The 21173-nt window shown below is 70.4% G+C and carries 17 protein-coding genes; 8 read left to right on the top strand and 9 right to left on the bottom strand.

Annotated elements, in window-relative coordinates; translation table 11 throughout:
* Nucleotides 1–60: 60 nt before the first annotated feature.
* Nucleotides 61–1215 (top strand): GuaB3 family IMP dehydrogenase-related protein, encoded by a 1155-nt coding sequence (locus IEY60_RS20635; protein ID WP_189030717.1) that lies wholly within the window; start codon nt 61–63, stop codon nt 1213–1215.
* Here IEY60_RS20635 and IEY60_RS20640 read toward each other — a convergent pair.
* Nucleotides 1212–2012 (bottom strand): alpha/beta fold hydrolase, encoded by an 801-nt coding sequence (locus IEY60_RS20640; protein WP_189030719.1) that lies wholly within the window; start codon nt 2010–2012, stop codon nt 1212–1214. The two genes, IEY60_RS20635 and IEY60_RS20640, sit on opposite strands and share 4 nt — an antisense overlap.
* 104 nt (nt 2013–2116) lie before the next feature.
* On the opposite strand from IEY60_RS20640, the gene guaA reads away from it, so the two are divergent.
* Entirely contained in the window at nt 2117–3697 is a 1581-nt protein-coding gene (guaA, locus tag IEY60_RS20645; protein WP_189030721.1) for a glutamine-hydrolyzing GMP synthase, read from the top strand.
* Between the two features lie 4 nt (nt 3698–3701).
* Here the strand turns inward: guaA and IEY60_RS36255 are convergent, their stop codons facing one another.
* The 6 genes from IEY60_RS36255 to IEY60_RS20670 all read right to left on the bottom strand — a co-directional run bounded on the left by IEY60_RS36255 (nt 3702) and on the right by IEY60_RS20670 (nt 11888).
* Nucleotides 3702–3836 carry a hypothetical protein gene (locus IEY60_RS36255; protein WP_268241484.1) on the bottom strand — a complete coding sequence of 45 codons (135 nt, stop codon included), beginning with the start codon at nt 3834–3836 and terminating at the stop codon, nt 3702–3704.
* Between the two features lie 71 nt (nt 3837–3907).
* Nucleotides 3908–4120 carry a hypothetical protein gene (locus tag IEY60_RS20650; RefSeq protein ID WP_189030723.1) on the bottom strand — a complete coding sequence of 71 codons (213 nt, stop codon included), beginning with the start codon at nt 4118–4120 and terminating at the stop codon, nt 3908–3910.
* Nucleotides 4113–5861, bottom strand: a complete 1749-nt coding sequence (locus IEY60_RS20655) for a PspC domain-containing protein (protein ID WP_229739992.1) — start codon at nt 5859–5861, stop codon at nt 4113–4115. Before IEY60_RS20655 ends, IEY60_RS20650 begins: the two co-directional genes overlap by 8 nt.
* A gap of 72 nt (nt 5862–5933) precedes the next feature.
* Entirely contained in the window at nt 5934–9782 is a 3849-nt protein-coding gene (locus tag IEY60_RS20660; protein WP_189030727.1) for a WD40 repeat domain-containing protein, read from the bottom strand.
* Nucleotides 9783–9866: 84 nt separating this feature from the next.
* A complete protein-coding gene (locus IEY60_RS20665; RefSeq protein ID WP_189030729.1) occupies nt 9867–10496 on the bottom strand; it encodes an MspA family porin in 630 nt (209 codons plus the stop codon).
* 249 nt (nt 10497–10745) lie between these two features.
* Nucleotides 10746–11888 carry a N(5)-(carboxyethyl)ornithine synthase gene (locus tag IEY60_RS20670; protein ID WP_189030731.1) on the bottom strand — a complete coding sequence of 381 codons (1143 nt, stop codon included), beginning with the start codon at nt 11886–11888 and terminating at the stop codon, nt 10746–10748.
* A 569-nt stretch (nt 11889–12457) separates the two neighbouring features.
* Here IEY60_RS20670 and IEY60_RS20675 point away from each other — a divergent pair.
* Together IEY60_RS20675 and IEY60_RS20680 are read left to right on the top strand one after the other, a co-directional pair.
* Nucleotides 12458–13846 carry an ATP-binding protein gene (locus IEY60_RS20675; RefSeq protein WP_373291744.1) on the top strand — a complete coding sequence of 463 codons (1389 nt, stop codon included), beginning with the start codon at nt 12458–12460 and terminating at the stop codon, nt 13844–13846.
* A gap of 78 nt (nt 13847–13924) precedes the next feature.
* Nucleotides 13925–14566, top strand: coding sequence for a response regulator (locus IEY60_RS20680; protein ID WP_373291739.1), 642 nt, complete (start codon nt 13925–13927; stop codon nt 14564–14566).
* Nucleotides 14567–14572: 6 nt separating this feature from the next.
* On the opposite strand, the gene IEY60_RS20685 is transcribed toward IEY60_RS20680, so the two are convergent.
* Entirely contained in the window at nt 14573–15709 is a 1137-nt protein-coding gene (locus tag IEY60_RS20685; protein ID WP_189030733.1) for a serine/threonine-protein kinase, read from the bottom strand.
* Between the two features lie 211 nt (nt 15710–15920).
* On the opposite strand from IEY60_RS20685, the gene imuA' reads away from it, so the two are divergent.
* The 3 genes from imuA' to IEY60_RS20700 all read left to right on the top strand — a co-directional run bounded on the left by imuA' (nt 15921) and on the right by IEY60_RS20700 (nt 19481).
* On the top strand, nt 15921–16670 hold the full coding sequence (imuA', locus tag IEY60_RS20690) for a DnaE2-dependent mutagenesis accessory factor ImuA' (protein ID WP_189030735.1): 750 nt from the start codon (nt 15921–15923) through the stop codon (nt 16668–16670).
* Nucleotides 16671–16854: 184 nt separating this feature from the next.
* Nucleotides 16855–18426: a DNA polymerase Y family protein gene (locus IEY60_RS20695; protein ID WP_189030737.1), complete on the top strand. Its 1572-nt coding sequence runs from the start codon at nt 16855–16857 to the stop codon at nt 18424–18426.
* 110 nt (nt 18427–18536) lie between these two features.
* Nucleotides 18537–19481 (top strand): ferredoxin family protein, encoded by a 945-nt coding sequence (locus IEY60_RS20700; protein WP_189030739.1) that lies wholly within the window; start codon nt 18537–18539, stop codon nt 19479–19481.
* 84 nt (nt 19482–19565) lie between these two features.
* Here the strand turns inward: IEY60_RS20700 and IEY60_RS20705 are convergent, their stop codons facing one another.
* Nucleotides 19566–20537: an SDR family NAD(P)-dependent oxidoreductase gene (locus IEY60_RS20705; protein ID WP_189030740.1), complete on the bottom strand. Its 972-nt coding sequence runs from the start codon at nt 20535–20537 to the stop codon at nt 19566–19568.
* 132 nt (nt 20538–20669) lie between these two features.
* On the opposite strand from IEY60_RS20705, the gene IEY60_RS20710 reads away from it, so the two are divergent.
* Nucleotides 20670–21125 (top strand): hypothetical protein, encoded by a 456-nt coding sequence (locus IEY60_RS20710; RefSeq protein WP_189030742.1) that lies wholly within the window; start codon nt 20670–20672, stop codon nt 21123–21125.
* Nucleotides 21126–21173 lie beyond the last annotated feature (48 nt).

The following is a 21173-nucleotide window of genomic DNA, read 5'->3' on the forward strand; positions in this document are numbered from 1 at the left end:
ACGGCCCAGGAGGGGCCGCGAACTCGAGCGCGCCAGCGCTCCAACAACACAGGAGCAACTGTGCGTGACATGGTGGAAATCGGAATGGGCAGGGTCGCCCGCCGAACCTACGAGCTGGACGATGTCGACATCGTGCCCTCGCGGCGGACGCGTTCGTCCAAGCAGGTCTCGCTGGCCTGGCAGCTCGACGCCTACCGCTTCGAGGTTCCGGTGCTCTCGCACCCCACCGACGCGCTGGTCTCGCCGGAGTTCGCGATCGAGCTGGGTCGTCTCGGCGGCCTCGGTGTCATAAACGGTGAGGGCCTGTGGGCCCGGCACGCCGATGTGCAGGACAAGATCGATCAGCTGATCGATCTCGTCGACAAGGGGGGTTACGAACGCGCGATCTCCCTGCTCCAGGAATTACACGCCGCGCCGATGCAGCCCGACCTGCTCGCGGCCGCGGTCGCGCAGGTGCGCGCGGCGGGCGTGACCACCGCGGTGCGGGTGAGCCCGCAGAACGCGCGCGCCCTGACCCCGGCGCTGGTGCAGGCCGGTGTCGACCTGCTGGTCGTGCAGGGCACCATCATCTCCGCCGAGCACGTCGGCGACGGCGAGCCGCTGAACCTGAAGACCTTCATCGCCGAGCTGGACGTGCCGGTCGTCGCCGGTGGCGTGAGTGATCACCGCACCGCGCTGCACCTGATGCGCACCGGCGCCGCGGGCGTCATCGTCGGCTACGGCTCCTACCCCGGCGCCACCACCACCGGCGAGGTGCTCGGCATCGGCGTCCCGATGGCGACCGCGATCGCCGACGCCGCCGCGGCGCGCCGCGACTACCTCGACGAGACCGGCGGCCGCTACGTGCACGTCATCGCCGACGGCGACGTGGCCACCTCCGGCCAGCTGGCCAAGGCCATCGCCTGTGGCGCCGACGCCGTGATGCTGGGCGTGCCGCTGTCGGTGGCGGCCGAGGCGCCCGGTCGCGGCTGGTACTGGCCCTCGGCGACCGCGCACCCCTCGGTGCCACGTGGCTCGTTCCTGCCGGTCGACGAGTCCTGGCTGGACGGCGCCGACGGCACCGTGACGCGCCCGAGTCTCGAGCGCGTGCTCTACGGTCCCTCCGACGACCCGTTCGGTTCGCTGAACCTGGTCGGCGGCCTGCGCCGCTCGATGGCCAAGGCCGGCTACTCCGACCTCAAGGAATTCCAGAAGGTCGGGCTCAGCGTCCGCTAACGCACGTGGGTCAGTGAGACCCGTTCCCGCAGGAACCGCGCGATCGCCGCGTTGACCGGTTCCGGGTGGGTCATCGTGACGGCCAGACGGGCGCCATCGATCTCCAGGAACGTGGAGGCGGTGAGCCCGTCGGCCAGCGTGCGAGCCCGATCGCCGGCGATGCCGCTGCGGGTGGCGTGGATGATCAGTGCGGGACAGGTGATCTCGCGCAGCCGGTCGAGCACCGAGTCGCGGCCGAGCAGGCAGCCGACGGCGGCGTCGAGGCCGTTGTGCGCGTCGCCGATCCAGCGCTTGGTCCAGATGCCGCGGTACCAGTCGTCGTCGCCGATCAGCCAGTCGGCCAGACGGCCCGCGGCTTCCTCCCGCGAACTCTTGTCATGCCATTCGTCGAGGAAGCGCTGGGTCGCGGTGGACTGTTCCCTGGTCGGCCCGTGCGCCTCGGTGCTGATGAGGATGAGCGCGGCGACGCGTTCCGGCGCGACCAGCGCGGTCCGCAATGCCGTGAAGCCCCCTTGCGCGGTGCCGCCGACGATGGCGCGTTCGGCGCCGATGTGGTCGAGGACGGTCAGCGCGTCGCGCGCGGCGGTCCAGTAGGTGAAGGGCAGCCGCTGATCCTTGGTGCGGCCGTGCCCGCGCGCGTCCCAGGCGACGATCCGGAATTCGGGAGCGAGAGCCGCCTGCTGGGAGGCGAACATGGTGCGGTCCATGAAGAATTCGTGGGCGAGCAACACCACCGGCCCCGTGCCACCGCTGTCCTCGTAGTAGATGTCGGCATCGATCGCGCGGGCGAATGGCACGTGCACGAGGATAGCCAGGTCGACCGGGTATTGCGCAATGTTCTCCCAACGCGTAGACGCGGACCGATGCCCGCTGCTCGGGCTTCGTGCACCGTCACTAAACTGTGGCGGTGGCAGAAACTCAGAGACCGGTCCTCGTCGTCGACTTCGGCGCACAGTACGCCCAGCTGATCGCCCGCCGGGTGCGCGAGGCGCGGGTGTTCTCCGAGGTGATTCCACACACCATGACGGTGGAGGAGATCGCCGACAAGCAGCCACTGGCGGTGATCCTGTCCGGCGGCCCGTCCAGCGTGTACGCCGAGGGCGCACCGCAGCTCGACGCGCGGCTGTTCGACCTGGACGTGCCGGTGTTCGGCATCTGCTACGGCTTCCAGGCGATGGCGCAGGCGCTCGGCGGCACGGTGTCGCACACCGGCACCCGCGAATACGGCCGCACCGAGCTCAACATCGACGGCGGTGTGCTGCACGGCGGCCTGCCGACGGTGCAGCCGGTGTGGATGAGCCACGGTGACGCCGTGACCGACGCCCCGGAGGGCTTCGAGGTCACCGGCACCACCGCGGGCGCTCCCGTCGCCGCGTTCGAGGATCGCGCGCGCCGCCTGGCCGGCGTCCAGTACCACCCCGAGGTGCTGCACTCCCCGCACGGCCAGCAGGTGCTGAGCCGCTTCCTGCACGAGCTGGCGGGCATTCCCGCGGCGTGGACCCCGGCCAATATCGCCGACGCGCTGATCGAGGACGTCCGCGCGCAGATCGGTGACGGCCACGCGATCTGCGGCCTGTCCGGTGGTGTCGACTCCGCCGTCGCCGCCGCCCTGGTGCAGCGCGCGATCGGTGACCGGCTCACCTGTGTGTTCGTCGACCACGGTCTGCTGCGGGCGGGCGAGCGCGAGCAGGTGCAGCAGGACTTCGTCGCCGCGACCGGCGCCAAGCTGGTGACCGTCGACGCGGTCGACAAGTTCCTCGGCGAGCTGAAGGGCGTCTCCGACCCGGAGGAGAAGCGCAAGATCATCGGCCGCGAGTTCATCCGCTCCTTCGAGGACGCGGTCGCGGGCATCGTGCTCGAGGAGGGCGCCGCCGCGGGCGCCGCCCCGAAGGTCGAGTTCCTGGTGCAGGGCACCCTGTACCCGGACGTCGTCGAATCCGGCGGCGGCACCGGCACCGCCAATATCAAGAGCCACCACAATGTCGGCGGCCTGCCCGACGACCTCGAGTTCGACCTGGTCGAGCCGCTGCGGCTGCTGTTCAAGGACGAGGTCCGCGCGGTCGGCCGCGAGCTGGGCCTGCCCGAGGAAATCGTTGCCCGCCAGCCCTTCCCGGGCCCCGGTCTGGCCATCCGCATCGTCGGCGAGGTGACCGCCGACCGGCTCGACCTGCTCCGCCAGGCCGATGCCATCGCCCGCGAAGAGCTCACCGCGGCAGGCTTGGACAAGCAGATCTGGCAGTGCCCGGTCGTGCTGCTGGCCGACGTCCGCTCGGTCGGCGTGCAGGGCGACGGCCGCACCTACGGTCACCCGATCGTGCTGCGCCCGGTGTCGAGCGAGGACGCGATGACCGCGGACTGGACTCGCCTGCCCTACGACGTGCTGGAGCGCATCTCCACCCGGATCACCAACGAGGTGAAGGACGTCAACCGGGTCGTGCTCGATGTGACGAGCAAGCCGCCGGGCACCATCGAATGGGAGTGACGGGCTAGACGGGTCGTCGCTGCGCCGCCTGGGTGAGCAGGAGTCTGCCCAGGAGGAAGCCGCCGCCGGTCGGCCGGTGCGTGGCCGGTGGCAATGCTTTCGCCAGGGGAGTGGGTTTCCGGTCGGTACGTTCGTTCATTGCCGTCTGTCCTCCGACAACAATGGCCCGTCACCATGACGGGCCATTGTCGTATCTGGGGTTGTCTTCCGTCAGTGTCGTTTGCGACGCGGGGAGAAGGTCAGCAGCAGGCCGATGACGATCGCCGTGATCACCACGCCCCAGCCGACCGGCAGGATGCCGCCGTTCTCGGGAGTGGGTGCGCCGAGCAGGGCCCACACGCTCAGCGCGAGCGCGATCAGGCCGGTGATCAGCAGGGAGAACGCCGGTCGACGCTGCGTGTCGACGCTGGTCTGATCAGCCACGGGTCACCTCCAGATCGCCCACATTCATGTCGATGCGCAGGTCGAGGACCGGTGCGCCGGGGGTATTCGGTCCGGTGAGGCCTTCGTCGCACCTGGCCTCGCCCGCGCGGACGTCGCAGGTGGTGTTCACGGTCATCCCTTCGGGCAGCAGCACCCTGGCCTCACCCATGTTCACCGACACCTCGACGGTGCGGGACTCGGTGAGCGTCATCCCGCGCAGGTCCAGCGTGCCCGAACCCATGTTCAGCGCGTACCGCGGTTGCAGTTCGGCGGTCGTGGTCGGCGCCCAGGTGTGATCGCCCATGGTGGCTTCGTCGAAGTCGATCGGGCCGATCAGCGAGGCCAGCAGCACGAACCCGGCCAGCGGTGCGGTGAGCACCAGCAGTCCGTAACCGCGCCGCAGGAACGCGCCCGCGATGAGTCCGAGGCCGACGACGGCCAGGGCGAAGGCCGCGATCCGCGCGGGGGTCATCCATTCGACGCCCGAGGCCGCTGCCGCACCGGCCAGCGCCGCCGCCAGGATCGCCAGGCCGATGGTGACCGGGGTGAGCCGGGAACGTGGGCGTTTCGGCGGCGGTGGTGCCTGCACGGCGTAGCGGGGCGCCATCTCGGGGAGTTCCCAGGCGAGGGGTGCGATGGCGAGCGGATCGACACCGGCGGGGACCTGCGCGCCGATGCGGGGGAATCCCGGTACGGGAGAACCCGGTACGGGCTGGGGGAAGTCCTTGCGCAGGATGGCAGTGCCGCCGTCGGGTGTCTGCTCGTCCTCCGGCCCCGCCGGTGCGGCGACGATCTCGGACGATTCGGCGCCGCGCTTGCCGAGGTCGATGGTCGAGCCGGATTCGCTCGAATCATCTACCGGGCGACTGAGATCGGTCGAGGTGTCGCTCGGTGCGACGGCCTGCATCGGTGCAGCTGCGGCCGTATCTGCCGAGTCGGCGGTGATCGGTGTGACCGCGTTTGCCGTTGTGGCAGAGGTCGGTTCGGCCGTATCGACAGAAGGTTCAGGTGGGACGGTCGTGGGCTGGTCAGTGTCCGCCGTTGTGGCGCTACCAGTTTCGTCGACGTCCTTGTGCAGGATGATCGTGTCGGTGGCGTCGACGCGCAGCAGCGGTGTGGATTCGGCTGTGCCCGTTGTCGCCGGGTCGGGGACGTAGGCGTCGGGCAGTTTGGTGTAGGGCGTGTACATCCCGGTCGGCGGCACGTCCGGGATGTACGGGTAGCCGCGAACCGGCACGCCGGTCGGATAACCGGCGGCGGGGGGATAGCTCCCCGTGCCCAGCGATCCGGCGCGGACGGTGTCGAAACCGCTCGGCAGTTCGGGATGCCGGATGTAGAGCATCCACCAGCCCGCGAGCATCAGGCCCATGCTGACCACACCCGATCCGCCGAGCCCCAGCCCCATCGGGCCCATGGTCGACACGGCGATCGCGAGCGCGACGATCAGCACGATCGTCTTGGTCTGCGAGTGCGTGCCGCGCGCGTGATCGGTCAGCGCCTCGGCCGCCGACGCCTCGTTCCCCGCGGAACTCAAGATCAGCCACGCCAGCAGGTACAGCACGATGCCGGCGCCACCGAAAATGGTCGACACGACGAACGCCACCCGCAGCAGCACCGGATCGACGCCGTAGCGCAGCCCGAACCCCGCGGCGACACCGGCGATCGGCCCCTGCCGCGGCAGCCGGACGGGCCGCGTGTGCCACATCTGCTGGATTTGGTCACCGAAGCTCGCTCTGCTCATGCCATCCATGGTGTGCCGGACCAGCCCTTTCGCACATCGGGGTGAACCCTGAGGTTTGCCCGGGTTCCCCGGTCAGGCGCAGGGTGGGCGGTAGGAGACGTTGGGCACCTGGCGTCGCCAGACGGGTTCGGTGAGCGCGTCGGCGGTGGCCGCGCAGATCCGTTCGGCGACCAGTTCGGGGTCCAGATCCCAGACGCCGAGCTGGCCGTTGTCGGTGACGACCATGAGCTGTTCGCCGGCGGGATGCAGGACCACGTTCCGGTTGAGCCCGTCGGCGGGCCCCAGCGGCCCGGCGCCCTTGCGGGGCGCGCGTGGGTCGTCGAGATACCAGAGCGCGGTCGTTCCGTCGTCGCTCGAAAGAGCGAGGCTGCGGGAGTCCACCGACGTGGACAGCACGACGATCGGTGCCATTTCGGTGCGGAGTGTGTCGGCGAGCGGCCGGATCGTCTCGGGACCTTCGACGTCCCATAGCCGGAAGTTGTCGAATTCCGTCACGATCATCGTCCGATTGTCGGGGAGGAAAAGCGATGGCTGGAAGGTGGCCCAGGCGTTGTTGTCGATCTCGCCGATCACACTCGGATTGCTAGGGTCGCTGATGTTCCAGATCTCGCGCAAGTACGGCCGTCGGCTGTCGTTCGGATCGAAGGACAGGGTCTCCAGCTTGTCGCCGTCGGCGTGGAATCGGCCCAAGGAGATCTCTCCGAACGTCGTGGTGATCGGTGATCCCAGGCGAACCGGCGTTGTCCGGTCGGTGATGTCCCACATCTGGATCGAGGAACCGTTGACCACCAGCATCCGATTGCCCTCGACTATCGAGCCCCTAGTGCCGATGGCTGGCCACGGGGACAGGGGGCGCGGCTTGCCGGGATCGTCGAGGTCGAAGACGAGCCGCTGTGCGCCGTTGTGGTCGTGGATCGACAGTGTGCGTCCGTCGGGGCTCAGCGCGGGTTGAGAACGACCGGGCGAACCGGGGATCGTCGCTCGACGGACCGGGTTGCGGGGTTCGGTGGTGTCCCAGACCGTTACGTTTCCATCGCTGGACAGCACAGCCATCCGGTTGCCTGCCCGGTCGAAAACGGGCGTGAACGAGGAGTGCTGGGTTGTCTCGACCAGCGATCGCGGAATCGACCAGATGCGCAACGTTCCATCGTTACCCGCTCCGGCCAGTATCGACCCTCCTGGGAGGAAGATCAGCGATCGCGGCCCGCTCTCGCAAGCCGAGGCCAACGATTGCAAGCAGTGGCCCGGGCTCACCGACAGCGCGGGTGCGGCTTGCTCCGGCTGAACGAGATCGGTGATATTCCACAACCTGCCTGCGTCTCCGGCGCTCGTGGCGAGCATGGAGCTGTTCGGGGCGAAGGTGATCGAATGCATAACGCCGTCGTCGACCCGAAACGGGGACCCGTACCTGCGGGGATTGCCGGGATCGGTGATCTGCCAGAGCTCCACTCGGCTCGACAGTGGGCCGGCGGTGCCGGAGGATCCGAAGGTGCCGATTGCCAATATCGCGCTGTCCGGGCTGAACTCGAAGTCACGGAGATGGTCGGTGTCGGGGATTGTCCCGACGAGACGTGCGGCTGCCGGGTCGCGGGTGTCCCACAGCTGCACGACATCGGGAGCCTCCGGGTCGTACGCAGCTCGTCCCACTGCGAGCAGAGTGCCGTCGGGACTGAATTCGACGGCGGATCCCACGTGCTCAAATCCGTCGCGGGGCAAATCTATGCTCCTCGACCGCACGGGGCCGGACGGGTCGCCGAGAGACCAGAACGTCACCGACGACGCATCCGATTCGGCGAGCTGCGTCCCGTTCGGACTGACGGCGATCGAGTGTCGCAGGCCTGCGGTGAGCGTGTGCAGCAGCCGCGGTGATTCCACTCGTGCGAAGTCCCAGAACTGAAGGCCCGACGGCCCATTGGTGACCGCGTTCGAACTACCGGGGACGAACGCCAAGCTTTCGACAGGTGCGTCGAAATCGGTCTCGATGCGCACCGGCCGCTGCGGGACGGTGGTGTCCCAGAACATGACCTTGAAGTCGAGATCGATGGAAACGAGCAGCCCGTCCGACGGCCGGGCGACCAGCGTTTCGACCGGTTGCTCATGGGCGGGCACGGTGACCGCGAGCGGCAACTCCTGGGTGTTCAACAGCTGAGTCCGGGTCGAGAGGTCGGGGCGCATCCGATACGCGGCCAGCGACAGCTGCGCCGACAGCGACGGATCGGTGGTTCGGGTGCGCTGCGCCGCGGCGACCAGTTCCGCGTAGTCGCGGTCCGCTGTGCGCTGGTCGGCCAGCTTGCCGCGGTCCCAGGCGACCACACCGGTGGCCAGCAGCGCGATCACGACGGCGGCGGCCCCGGCCCGCCAGCGTCGTCCCAACCGGGCCGACCGTCCCGAGGCGTCGAGAAAGGCGCGGGCGCGCGGGCTGGTCGCGGTGCCGCGGGTGTGGTCGTTCGCGCTGTCGAGGCGCGTACCGCGATAGAGCAGCGCGGGATCGCGTGCGGCGGTTTCCCATTCGTCGGCGTCGCGCTCCAGCCGCTGGCGCACCAGATGCCCGACGCGATCGGTTTCGATCCATCCGCGCAACCGCGGCCAGGCAGCCAGCACGATCTCGTGGGAGAACTGCACGGACCCCGCGTCGAGGGCGATCAGCCGACTGGCGGCGAGGACCTCCAGCGCCTCCGCGGCGGCATCGGGATCGTTGCTGCGAGCGAGTAGTTCGGCGCGGTCTACGGTGCGGCGGGTATCGCGTGCGTCCTCGCCGACGGTGACGAGTGACCCCAGCATCTCCTTGGCGGTGTCCTGCTGGGCCGGGGTGAGCTCGCTCCAGGCCAGTTCGGCCGTCTCGGCGACCGACCCCGCCACTGCACCTGCCTTGCGATACCCGGCGACGGTGAGTTTGCGACCTTCGCGTTGCTGCCAGGTCGCGGCCATCACGTGTGACAGCAGCGGCAGCGCGCCGGGATCGTAGGCGTCGGTGATGGTGTGCCCGCCGAGGCCGCGTAGTTCGGTGAGGACCAGCTCTTCCAGGCCCTGTTCGAGGGTGAGTCCGGCGGCGGCCGGTGGGCCGGTGATCGCGCGCGAGACCTCGTCCAGTGACATGGGGCCGAGGAGATAGTTATTGTGCTGCAAGCTGTCTCGCAGGACGGGATGGTGCAGACAGCGCTCGTAGAAGTCGGCGCGCAAGGCCAGGACGACGGTGAGCGGATCGTGCGTGCGGGTGGTCAGCTCGGCGAGTGTGGTCAGGAACGCCGAGCGTTCGGCCTCGTCGGGACAGAGAGTGAACAGTTCCTCGAACTGGTCGACGATCAGGACTCGGAGCTCGTCGGTGAGTGCGGTCGCGAGGGCGGCGGTCGGCGTCGTGCCCGGTGTCATGGTAGCGGCGGGCAGGCCCATGGCGGGGCGCAGCCCAGCGGCCAGCAGCGAGGATTTGCCGGCGCCCGACGCGCCGATCAGCACCACGATGCCGGTGGTGGCGCGGACCAGGTCGACGAATTCGGTGGTGGCCTGTTCCCGGCCGAAGAACAGGGAGCGTTCCTCGGCGCGGAAGGCGCGCAGGCCGGGGTAGGGGCAGGTGTCGCCCTCGCCCGCCGTCGCGGTCCAGGTCACCGATTCCTGCCACAGGCGGCGCCATTCGTGCGGATCGGCGAGTCTGCGGGGAAGTTCACGCTGTGCCTTCTCGGTCAGGTCGACCAGGGTCAGTACCACCGGGAGCAGCGATTCGAAGCGGGCGGGCACATTGCGACCGGCCTTCCAGTCGCTGATCCGCTGGGGTGACGGCGTGCCCGACTGGGTATTTCGCATGCGCCGCTCGGTAGCCGTGGCGACCCGGCGCAGGGTCGGATTGCCTGCCGCCGCATACAGTTCGGCGAATCGCTGGGCGAAAATCACACGCGGCGAAGAGCTTTCCGGCTCGGTGATGGTCAAGGAACCCCCCGTTCGATGAAAACGACCCAGGGGAATGATATTTGGTCGATCGGGACCCGGCGTGAGGCCGGGTCCCGATCCAGCTCAGAGGAACATGGTGTCCCCGAAGACCGAGTTGGTCGCGCTCACCTCCGGGGTGGTCGCGGTGACCGTCGCCCAGGAGTAGATGTTGAGCGGCCCGCCGCAATTGCCGACCATCAGATGGAAGTCGCGGTTCACCAGGTAGGTGGTGTCGGAGCCCAGCGGCATGCTCCCGACATCGATCTTCTTGATCTCGCCGGGCGCCAGCGACAGGCTCAGGTCCATCCCCGCCGAGATCGACGGACCGATATCGGCGGACACGTCCGGCCCCGACGAGCCGAACCCGATGGTGGCCCCCGCGCCGACCGAGATCCCGCCGTCCAGCCCGACCGACAGCGTCACGTCCACCGCGCAGGCGACGAGGTAACCCGACTCGAGTGTTCCGGTCGCCCCGGCCGGCGCCGTGACGTACGCGGTGTTGTCGAGGAACACCTCCCGGTTGGTCGGCATGGCGTTGAGCGCGGGCACCTGGCGGTAGGACTGATCGGTGTGACCGAGGGTCAGCTCGAAGCCGGCGGGCCCGTGATAGGTCGTCTCGTGCGGGGCCATCGGTGTCGCCGACGCGACGGGGGTGATCCCGACGGTGGTCAGTGCGGCAGCGGTGGCACCCAGCACGGCGGTGGTGATGTTCAACGTTTCCTCCCCTGAAGTGAGGGCCGCGAATTCCGGCCCGACATCAACGTAGGAAATCGGCCTTGGCGGGAGCTGATGCTTACCTTGCCGAAGCGCTGAGAAGCGCAGGTGAGAGCGCTGTGGCCGGTTATCCGGTCCGGCGTCGCGGCACGCCGGTCGCGCCGATCGGCGAGGTCGGCGAATGCCCAGGTGGAGCGTGCTTTCCCTCCGGACCGGACAGCTCGAGGGCCAGGTCTGGGAGGTTTCCGGTCAGATCACCGCGTACGGGTGGCGGGCGGCGCGGCCCTGGAAGGAGAGGATGCGGGGGTTCTGGACGCGGCCGTCGCGGATCTCGATGGCGCGCCGGATCGTTTCGCTGCTGTCCCAGGCGTCGGGGCCCGCCAGCACGATCGGCACGTATTCGAGCAGGGCCTCGGAGTTCTCCCAGGTGGCCGAGTCCCACAGGAACGAGGGGCTGTGGTCGACGCCGTAGTGGTGCAGGTCCGTGCCGATGGTGAACATCGGGTCGGCGAAGGTCGTCGGGCGCGCCCACTGGAAGCCCATGCCCTCGTCGCAGGAGACGTCGATGAACAGGGTGCCGCGGGCGAACAGGCCGAGATCGTCGTCGGTGACGAACATCAGCGGTTCCTCGGTGTCTTGGAACATGCAGTTGACGATCACGTCGTAGTTGGCCAGCACCTCGGCCAGCGGGCCTGGCTCCGGGGCTTTCAGGGCGAGCGTGCGGCCGGGATCGGCCGGGTCGCGCTGGAAATGCTGCATGCGCACCGACGCGAACGGCGAGGCCACCGCCGACACGCTGCGCTGGGTCAGCACCGTCACATCGCTGATGCCGAGCGCCGAGAGCGCCCGCACCGCACCACGGGCGGTGGCGCCGAAACTGATGACCGCCGCCCGCTTGCGCCGCCCGTAGTCGCCGGTGATGCCACGCAGTTGCAGGGCGTGCAGGACCGAGCAGTAGCCGGCCAGTTCGTTGTTCTTGTGGAAGACGTGGACGCTGAAGTTGCCCGCCGCGGTCCAGTGATTCATCGCCTCCCAGGCGATCAGGGTCAGCTCGCGGTCGACGGCCAGCTGGGTGATCCGCCGGTCCTGCACACAGTGCGGCCACCCCCACACGATCGTGCCGGGCCGCATCTGCGCGAGATCCTCGGCCAGCGGCTTGGCCAGCAGCAGCACATCGCACTCGGCGAACAGCTCCGCGCGGGTGCGCAAGCCCGCGACCAGCGGAGCGAGGAGTTCATCGGGGTAGCCGAACCGGTCACCGTAGCCCTGTTCGAGGAAGATCTGACCGCGCAATCCCGGATCGATCCGGTCGAGATGAGCCGGATGGATCGCCAGCCGGTGTTCGTTTTCCTTGCGGGAGGTCGCGACGAGGCCGACGGTCAGGCGCTTCACAGTTGCTTCACCTGGTCAGCCTACGCGTACCGGCGACCCCGAAAACGCCAAGATCAGGGACATTCCCGATGCCCGCGGCCGGTGGAGCGTGCCAGTATCGAAGGATGGATCCGTCTGTTCCCGCCCGAGCCGCCGCCCAGGCGCCCGCCGCCCCACCGGGGTTCGGCGCCACCGGGAACGCCACCGCGCACGCTGTCGGCTCGGCGCCGACGGGGAGTCCGGCGGCCCGAGGTAACCCCGCACCGAGCGGCTATCCCGGGCCGTACGCCGGCGGCGTCGCCAACGGCTATGCGGCACCGAACGCGGGCATCGCGTCGAACTCGGCCGCCGGCTCCAACGGTTATGTCGCACCGAACGCGGGCGGACGCTTCGGCATGGTCGGGCCGCACGGTAGAGCGGGCGGGCCCGGCGCCGCGGCGGATCCGCGCGGCGGGCACCGGCCGACGGGGCCGCAGGGATTCGTAGCGCGCGCGCTCGGCAACGGCCGTGCCGTCTACGGGACGCCGCAGCCGTATCTGCCGCCGCCCCCGTACCGCAGCGCCCCCGGCTATCCGGGTACCGCGGCGCCGATGGGTTACGGCGTCCCGCGCGGCTACCGGCCCGGGATGTTGCCCGCGCCGGGACCGGAGCCGGTCGGTGCACCGCTGCCCGAGACCCCGCGCCTGGTCCGCCGGACCGGGGGCCGGGTGGTCGGTGGGGTCGCTGGTGGTCTGGCCGATCATCTCGGCGTCGACGTGTTCAAGGTGCGGATGGCGTTCGTGCTGCTGTCCGCGCTGGTCGGCGCGGGTCTGGTGGCCTACGGCCTGCTGTGGATCTTCACCCCGGCAGGCGGCGACGCGGCGAAGCCGACCGGTGACGAGCGCAGGCAGGCGATCGGGCTGGCCCTGCTCGGCCTCGGTCTGGCGGTGACGGTGTCGTGGTTGTTCCAGGGCACCGCGGCGAAGGTGATCGCCCCGATCGTCGTGATCGCGGTCGGCGCCGCGCTGGTCTGGCGCGAATACGACGTCGCCGCACCGGGTCCGCGCGCACTGTTCGGGCTGCCCGCGCGACCGTCGGTGGTCACCTGGTCGCGGATCGTGGCCGGGGCGACGCTGATCGTGGTCGGCCTCGGCGTGGTCGTGCTGGCCAGGATCGATCTGAGCTCGCTCGGCTCGGCGCTGATCGCGGTCGCGGTCACGCTGGTCGGCGCGGGCCTGCTGACGGTGCCGCTGTGGCTGCGCATGGTCCGCGCGCTCAACGCCGAGCGCGGCGCCCGCATCCGCAACGAGGAACGCGAGGAGATCGCCTCGCACCTGCACGATTCGGTGCTGCAGACCCTCGCCCTGATCCAGCGCCAGGCCGAGGACCCGCAGGAGGTGCTGCGCCTGGCCCGCAGTCAGGAACGCGAACTGCGCAAATGGCTGTTCGACGACACCGCCCCCGCCCAGTCCAGCCTGGCAGCGGCACTGCGCACCATCGCGGGTGAGGTGGAGGACCAGCACGGTGTGAAGGTCACCCCGGTGACGGTCGGCGATGTCGCCATGGATCCCGGCGAGACCGGCGCGGGCCTGCCCAAGGAACACTTCACCGCGCTGCTCGGCGCGAGCCGGGAGGCGCTGGTCAACGCGGCCAAGCACGCGGGCGTCCCCGAGATCGACCTGTTCGCCGAGGCCGAGGCGCATCAGGTGAGCATTTTCGTCCGCGACCGCGGCGCCGGTTTCGACGTCTCGAAGGTGGCCGACGACCGTCGCGGACTCGCGAAGTCCATCCGCGCCAGGATCGAACGCCGCGGCGGCACCGCCGAGATCGACTCCACGATCGGCCGCGGCACCGAAGTACGGATCGTCATGCCGCGCACCGACTCCGGCAGCATCGACGAGGTCACGCCCGCCGATGACGCGCCCGCCGAGAGCGCCGGCCTGGGGGATCCGCAGCCCGTGCGCGCAGGAGCGAGCGACAACGCGCCAGGGCAACCCTGAGCGCGGCGCGAACCCCGCGCGAGAACTGTGGTACCGATGAGCGAGTCGATCGCACGGGTGGGATGAGGAGAGCTGTCAGTGAGTGTTCGGGTGTTTCTGGTCGACGATCACGCGGTGTTCCGGTCGGGGGTGCGTGCCGAGCTGAGCCGCGAGACCGACATGGAGGTCGTCGGCGAGGCCGGTGCGGTGGCCGAGGCGGTCGCCGGAATCGATGCCGCGCGGCCCGATGTGGTGCTGCTGGACGTGCACATGCCCGACGGCGGCGGTGTCGCGGTGCTGACCGGGATCGCCGATGGCCCGGTGTGCCTGGCGCTGAGCGTGTCCGATGCCGCCGAGGACGTGATCGCGGTGATCAGGGCGGGCGCGCGCGGGTATGTCACCAAGACCATCTCCGGCGCCGAACTGGCCGACGGCATCCGCCGGGTCGCAGGCGGTGACGCCGTGTTCAGCCCCCGCCTCGCCGGTTTCGTCCTCGACTCGTTCACCGGCCGCTCCCCGGTTCCCGAACCGCCGCTCGACCCCGAACTGGACTCGCTCACCCCGCGCGAACTCGAGGTCCTGCGCCTGCTCGCCCGCGGCTACACCTACCGCGAGATCGCCGAAACCCTGTTCATCTCGGTGAAAACCGTGGAAACCCACGCGTCCAACGTGCTCCGCAAAACCCAGCAGTCGAATCGCAATGCCCTGACCCGCTGGGCGCATCGCCGCCGCATCGAGTGAGCGGGTTTACATCACCGCGATGATGAGCGCGATCAGGATGACCAGCCCGATCAGCACACCCGCGCCGATGGCCAGCGGTGCGCCGTTGGGCAGGTTGTCCACGAAGCTGCCGGTGCGTTGCTGCGCCTGCTGCGCGGGCGGGGCGGCGAGGGGCGCGCGCTGCGGGCGCGGCAGCGGTGCGGAGTGGGGGCTGCGCAGGCCGCTGGCGGAGTTACGGGCCGCCCACGAGGGAATGGTGCCGTCCTCGGTACGCAGCGGCACACCGAGGATGTAGGCGGCGGTGCCGGGCCCGAAGGCCGCGGTGAGGATCTCGTCGCGGGCCTGGGCCATCGTCGGGCGGCGCTGCGGCGCGGGCTCGAGCATGTGCAGCAGCGGCTGGGTGAGGATGCCGCTGCGGGTGGGCGGGATGATCCGGCCCATCGCGGCCCTGGTGACGACGTCGTTCTCGTCCTCGTCGAAACCGAACGGCGGCTGGCCTTCCAGCGCGGTGTAGAGCGTCGCGCCGAGGGAGAACACGTCGCTGGCCTCGGTCGGCTGGGCGCCGCGGGCCACCTCGGGCGGCAGGTAGGCGGGGGTGCCGGTGATGGTGCCCTCGGGGTCGTCGCCGTGGGTGTCGCCCGCGCCGCGGGAGATGCCGAAGTCGCTGAGCTTGGCCTTGCCGAGATCGGGACCGCGATCGGCGACGAGGATGTTGCCCGGCTTGATGTCGCGGTGCACGATGCCCGCGGCATGCGCGGCGGCGAGCGCGTCGGCCACCTGCGCGCCGATCTGGGCGACCTCGACCGCGGGCAGCGTGTCGACCAGCGCGAGCGCCTTGGCCACGCTGCGCGAGGGTAAGTACTCCATGACGAGCCAGGGTTCGCCCGCCTCGATCACCACGTCGTAGACGGCGATGGCGTGCTCGTGCGACAGCTTGGCCGCCACCCGGCCCTCGTGCACGATGCTGCTGCGGATCCGCTCGGCCTCGGCCTCGCTCAACCCGGCCGTGGAGAGCACCTGCTTGATCGCGACTTCCCGGTTCAGCAGCCGGTCCGTCGCGAGCCAGACCGCACCCATGCCACCGCCGCCCAATTTCGACTGCAGGCGGTAGCGGCCCGCGACGAGGTAGTCGGGGCCGATATGGGGACGAGCACGTTCGGTCACGGGTGCGAGGGTAGTCGAATATGCCGATGACTGGCCGGTATCACGGCGCGCGGGTATAAGGGGCCCCGCTGTGGACACGGGAAGGGGGTGGGTGTCACCCTGGTCGCCATCGAACGTATATTCGAATACGATCGATAGCTGAAACGGTGCTGCCGTTCCGGCGCTGGGCGGTTCTCCGCTCGCGGGTCCATCGTGGAAGTAGGTGGTGTTGATGGGTTCGGATGCGTTGTCGCCCGAGGTGGCGGCCCGTGAGCGCACGCTCGACGACTTACGTCGCCGGATGGCGTCGGTGCCGGGTCGCGGCGAGTCCGCCACCGGCCATATACCGCGTGAGCAGCCACTACGTCGCGATCTGCTCCCGGTGCCAGGACCGCTGGCCGAACTGTTGCCCGACGGCGGACTGCCCAAAGGCGCCGTGGTCGCGTACTCCGGCGCGCACTCGATGCTCTCGGGGCTGCTCGCCGCGGTGACCGGCGACGGTGGTCACGCCGCCGTGGTCGGGCTGCCCCGGCTGGGTTTGCTGGCAGCCGCCGAAATGGGCGCCCAGCTGTCCCGGCTGGCGGTGATCGCCGACCCAGGCCCCGATCCGGCCGAAGTGGCCGCCGTCCTGCTCGACGGGCTCGACCTGGTGGTCCTCGGCCTCGGCGACCTCGCGGTCCCACCCGCCCGCTGCCGGGTCCTCGCCGCCCGCGCCCGCAACCGCGGCGCCACCCTGGTCGTCGCGGGCGGCACCTGGACCAATCCGTCGCTGCGCCTGGACACCCGCGTCACCGGCTACCGCGGACTCGGCGCCGGCCGTGGCCGCCTGCGCTCGGTCTGCCTGGATGTGCGCGTCAGCGCCAAGGCGGGCCCACCCCGGCACGGGCGCATCGACCTGTGCGCCCAGGCCGGTCGCACCGAATGGCTTGCGCGCGAGGCGGAGACCCGTGAGGTGGTCGACCTCAGGGAGGCTGTGTCGTGACCGTCCGGCGGTGGCCATCCGGTCAGGCGCCGATCGCCTGTCCGACGGCCCCGCCGATGCCGGGCCATCGGGCGGCAGCTCGGATCATGTTGCGCACCAAGGATCGCGGGATGTCGACCAGCCGTGACCGTGTGCCTGCGGTGGCGTCGGGCAATGGTGTTCGAACCCGTGCCGGTGGCCGGCGATGACACGCGGGGAGCGTGTCCTGGCACTGCTGTGCCCCGACTGGCCCGCGGTGGCGGCGGCAGCGGCGGCTGGGGTACCCGCGGATCGTCCGGTGGCGGTGCTGCACGGCAACCGGGTCGTGTCGTGCTCGGCGATCGCCCGCGTGGAGGGCGTGCGAGCGGGCGTGACCCGCAGGGAAGCGCAGTCACGTTGCCCGGATCTGGTTGTCGCGCAAGCTGACCCGGACCGCGATGCCCGCCTGTTCGAACCGGTCGCCGGCGCCGTCGACGCGACGGTGCCCGGCGTCGAAGTGCTGCGCCCAGGACTCCTGGTGCTCGGAGCGCGCGGCGCCACCCGGTTCTTCGGCTCCGAGGAAGCGGCAGCCGTGCGGCTCATCGACGCCGTGGCGGTGGCGGGCGCCGAAGCGCAGATCGGCATCGCCGACGCCATGTCGACCGCGGTGCTCGCGGCCCGCCGCGCCGCGATCGTCCCGGTGGACGAGGGCGCGCGCTATCTGGCGCCGCTGCCGGTGGCCGAGCTGGCCGCCGAACCGGCCCTGGCCCCATCGGAACGCGCCGAACTGGTGGACCTGCTGCACCGCTTGGGATTACGCCGCATCGGTGACTTCGCCCGGCTCACCCCCGCCGACGTCGCCTCCCGCTTCGGCGCCGACGCGGTCCTGGCCCATCGCCTCGCCCGCGCCCTACCGGAGCGCCCGCCGTCGGCGCGGCGACCCCCGCCGGAACTGAGCGTCGAACTCGACTGCGATCCGCCGATCGATCGGGTCGACGCCGCCGCGTTCGCGGGCCGCGCCCTCGCGACCCGGCTGCACACCGCCCTCACCGCCGCCGGTGTCGCCTGCACCCGCCTCGCCGTCACTGCGCGCACCGAGGCGGGGGAGGAGCTCTCCCGCATCTGGCGATGCGCCCGTCCGCTCACCCCACCCGACACCGCCGACCGCATCCGCTGGCAACTCGACGGCTGGCTCACCCACCGCGACCGGCCGACCGCCCCGATCGTCGCGCTGCGCCTGGAGCCGGTCGAGGTGGTCGCCGCGGGCGCGCTGCAGCTCGGGCTGTGGGGCGGGGAGGGCGAGGAGACCGAACGCGCCCGTCGCGCGCTGGTCCGGGTGCAGGGCCTGCTCGGTGGCGAGGCGGTGCGCGTCGGGGTGCTCAGCGGTGGTCGCGGTCCGGCCGAACGCATCACCATGATCGCCCTCGGCGACGAGCTCACCCCGGCCGCCGACCCGTCCCAGCCCTGGCCGGGCAGGCTCCCCGAACCGGCGCCGACCCTGCTGCTCCTGCACCGCCCCACCGTGCACCTGACCGCCGCCGACGGCACCGCCGTCGAGGTCACCGACCGCGGCCTGTTCACCGCCGACCCGGTCCGGCTGCACTGGGGTCGCAGGCAGTGGGCGCTGCTCGGCTGGGCGGGCCCGTGGCCGGTGGACGAGCGCTGGTGGGCCGCCGCCGAACAGGCGGGTCCCGCCGCCCGCGCCCAGGTCCAGCTCGATGCCGAACCGACCGAGATCCGCGCCGTCCTGCTCGTCTACGACGCCGCCACCTGGCACGCCGAGGGCGTCTACGAATGACGGTGCGGCCGAGGACACAGGGTGCCCTTACCTACGGACCCGCCGCCGGTTCTACAGTGAAACGACGCCTGTTCCGGATCGGCCGGACGGATCGACGTGGAAGGAGCGCCATGAACCCGTTCGAGGGCATGTTGTGCTCGGCCGCCGCGGCCGATCTTCCACTTCTCGGCACCGCGGCCACCGTCACCGGCTGGTTGTGCATCGAGCACCCCGGCGCGTGGGGTCGCGACGTGATCGGCGACGAGGTGCTCGGCCCGGAGATCACCGCCGAACTGGCGGCGCGCACCACGGCGGCCAAGGTCCGCCCGACACTGATCCGTCGACCGGGCCGCAACGAGTTCACCGGCACCCGCACCGTACTGCTGGTCAGCTCGCGCCCCGAGGGCTCGTGGTGCGAGCGGTTCGAGATCACCGACCTACGCCAGCTCTTCGACATCGACTTGCACCTCGTCGACGGCCCACCCCCGGGAATCGGTGTGCGCGTGGAGGATCCGCTGGTCCTGGTCTGCGCACACGGCAAACGCGACCAGTGCTGCGCCCTGCTCGGCCGCCCCATCGCCGCCGCACTGGCCGCCGCCAACCCCGGCCGCGTCTGGGAGGCCTCCCACACCGGCGGCCACCGCTTCGCCCCCGCCGTCGTCCTGCTCCCGTCCGGCCTCACCTACGGCCGCGTCGACTCCACCGCCGCCGAGGCCCTCCTCGCCGCCGCCGACACCGGCGAGGTCTCCCTGACCGGCCTACGCGGCCGCAGCTGCTACGACCCGATCGCCCAACTAGCCGAAGTGGCCGTCCGCCAACAACTCCCACCCCTGCCGGCGGACGCCCTCACTGTCACCCCCGACCCAACCCCGACCGCCGACCCGACCCTCGCCGGCGCCGCCATCGTCACCCACAGCGACGGCCGCCGCTGGCGAGTTACCGCCCGCACCGTCGCCGCCGCCCCACGTCAGGCGAGCTGCGGCGCCGCTGCCAAGCCGGCCACCTACCTGGAACCCGCTGCGGTAGAACAACTCCCCGCATTCGCCGACTCCAGCAAGAGCACCCGGGGCGGATAGTTCAAGATCACCACGCTCTGGTGGCGGTCGACTCTCGGCCGATGCTCACACCAGAGCGTGGTGAGCAACGGTCCAGCTGATAGCTCACCAATGGGTGCCGGGGACCCAGCGGGCGGCGCGGCGCAGGGCGTTGCCGGTGGCTTTGCGGGCGGGGGATTTGGGTTTCGGTTCGCGGTGGGGGAGTACGGGTTTCGGGGGTTTGTCGGTGGGGTCGGTCGATTCGCCTTTGGCCGCGGGGGAATCCGGGAGGGCGCGGTAGTAGCGGTGCAGGAGGCGGTCGCGGAGTTTGGGGGTGAGCAAGGCGCCGTATTCGGCGAAGGTGCCGAGGGGGACGTCGATGCGCTTGGGGCGTTCGGTGAGGGCGCGGACGATGGTGGCCGCGGCCCATTCCGGTGACTCGGCGGGGCCCTGGTCGCCGCTGGGGGCGATCATCGGGGTGCGCACCAACGGCATGTGGATGGTGGTGAAAGTGACGCCGTCGGCGAGGGTTTCGATGGCGGCGACCTCGGTGAACTTGTCCAGGGCCGCCTTGCTGGCGAGGTAGGCGGAGAAGCGCGGGGTGGCGACCTGGACGCCGGCGCTGGAGATGTTGACGATGTGGCCGAAGCCGCGTTCGCGCATCTGCGGCAGCAGGGCGAGAGTCATCCGCAGCGCGCCGAAGTAGTTGACCGCCATGGTGCGTTCGAAGTCGTGCATGCGGTCGGTGGAGCGGTGGATGGCGCGCCGGATGGAGCGGCCCGCGTTGTTCACCAGCATGTCCACGTGACCGTGCTGATCGAGGATCGCCTTGACGGTCGCCTCGACGGATTCGGCATCGGTGACATCGCACTGATAGCCGTAGGCCTGCCCGCCCGCGTCGACGATCTCGGCGACCACGGCGGCCAGTTCGTCACCGCGGCGGGCGAGGAGAAAGAGAACGGCGCCCTTGTCGGCGACCGCCAGCGCGGCGGCCCGCCCGATCCCGGACGACGCGCCCGTGATCACGACATGGGTGCCGGTCAGATCGAGCCGTCGGCGACCGCGACGACCCTGTGCACCGGGAGAAACCTGTGACATCACTGCTCCTTTGCAGCTCGTTCCCTCGAACTTACTCCAAAGTAAGTTCCGGGACCAGAGCTCGCGAGAAACTCGAAAATATGTTCGAACGGCTCTCGCCAATGTTCGAACGTATGTGCGATACTTTGACCCATGGCGGACGATCGGATGGCGGATATCTATGCCGCGGTGCGGCTCGGCGGTGGCGACCCGGAGGCGGCGCGCGCGGCGCTGACCAGGCTCTGGGACGAGGTAGGGGAAGGCGGCGACCCGTTGCATCGCTGCGTGATCGCACATCACCTGGCGGATGTGCAGGAGTTGCCCGAGGGCGCGTTGCTCTGGGATCAGCGGGCGCTCGGCGCGGTGTTCGGGCCCGGCATCCCGCTGGACGAGGGGCTGCGCGGGTTCCTGCCCTCGCTGTATCTGAACCTGGCCGACAGTCACCGCCGCGTCGGTGACTTCGAGATGGCGCGGATGCAGCTGGCCATCGCGCGCGGGCACCTGGACGTGCTCGCCAACGATGCCTACGGCGCGGTGATCCGGTCGGGTCTGGGACATGTGGAGGCCGCGCTGGAGTCGCGGTCGATGGAGCGGTTGCCCGCGAGTTGAGGGGTCGGGCAAACGCAACCGAGCGGGAGGTGGATGTGATGCGGGGGT

Source organism: Nocardia rhizosphaerihabitans (genome assembly GCF_014646295.1).
GTDB lineage: Bacteria > Actinomycetota > Actinomycetes > Mycobacteriales > Mycobacteriaceae > Nocardia > Nocardia rhizosphaerihabitans.

Bases quoted from the DNA above. Each gene is read 5' to 3' on its own strand.
- IEY60_RS20695 (WP_189030737.1), top strand. From the start codon at position 16,855: ATGACACGCGGGGAGCGTGTCCTGGCACTGCTGTGCCCCGACTGGCCC.
- IEY60_RS20655 (WP_229739992.1), bottom strand. From the start codon at position 5,861: ATGAGCAGAGCGAGCTTCGGTGACCAAATCCAGCAGATGTGGCACACG.
- IEY60_RS36255 (WP_268241484.1), bottom strand. From the start codon at position 3,836: ATGAACGAACGTACCGACCGGAAACCCACTCCCCTGGCGAAAGCATTG.
- IEY60_RS20710 (WP_189030742.1), top strand. From the start codon at position 20,670: ATGGCGGACGATCGGATGGCGGATATCTATGCCGCGGTGCGGCTCGGC.
- imuA' (WP_189030735.1), top strand. From the start codon at position 15,921: ATGGGTTCGGATGCGTTGTCGCCCGAGGTGGCGGCCCGTGAGCGCACG.
- IEY60_RS20705 (WP_189030740.1), bottom strand. From the start codon at position 20,537: ATGTCACAGGTTTCTCCCGGTGCACAGGGTCGTCGCGGTCGCCGACGG.
- IEY60_RS20700 (WP_189030739.1), top strand. From the start codon at position 18,537: ATGAACCCGTTCGAGGGCATGTTGTGCTCGGCCGCCGCGGCCGATCTT.
- IEY60_RS20675 (WP_373291744.1), top strand. From the start codon at position 12,458: ATGGGTTACGGCGTCCCGCGCGGCTACCGGCCCGGGATGTTGCCCGCG.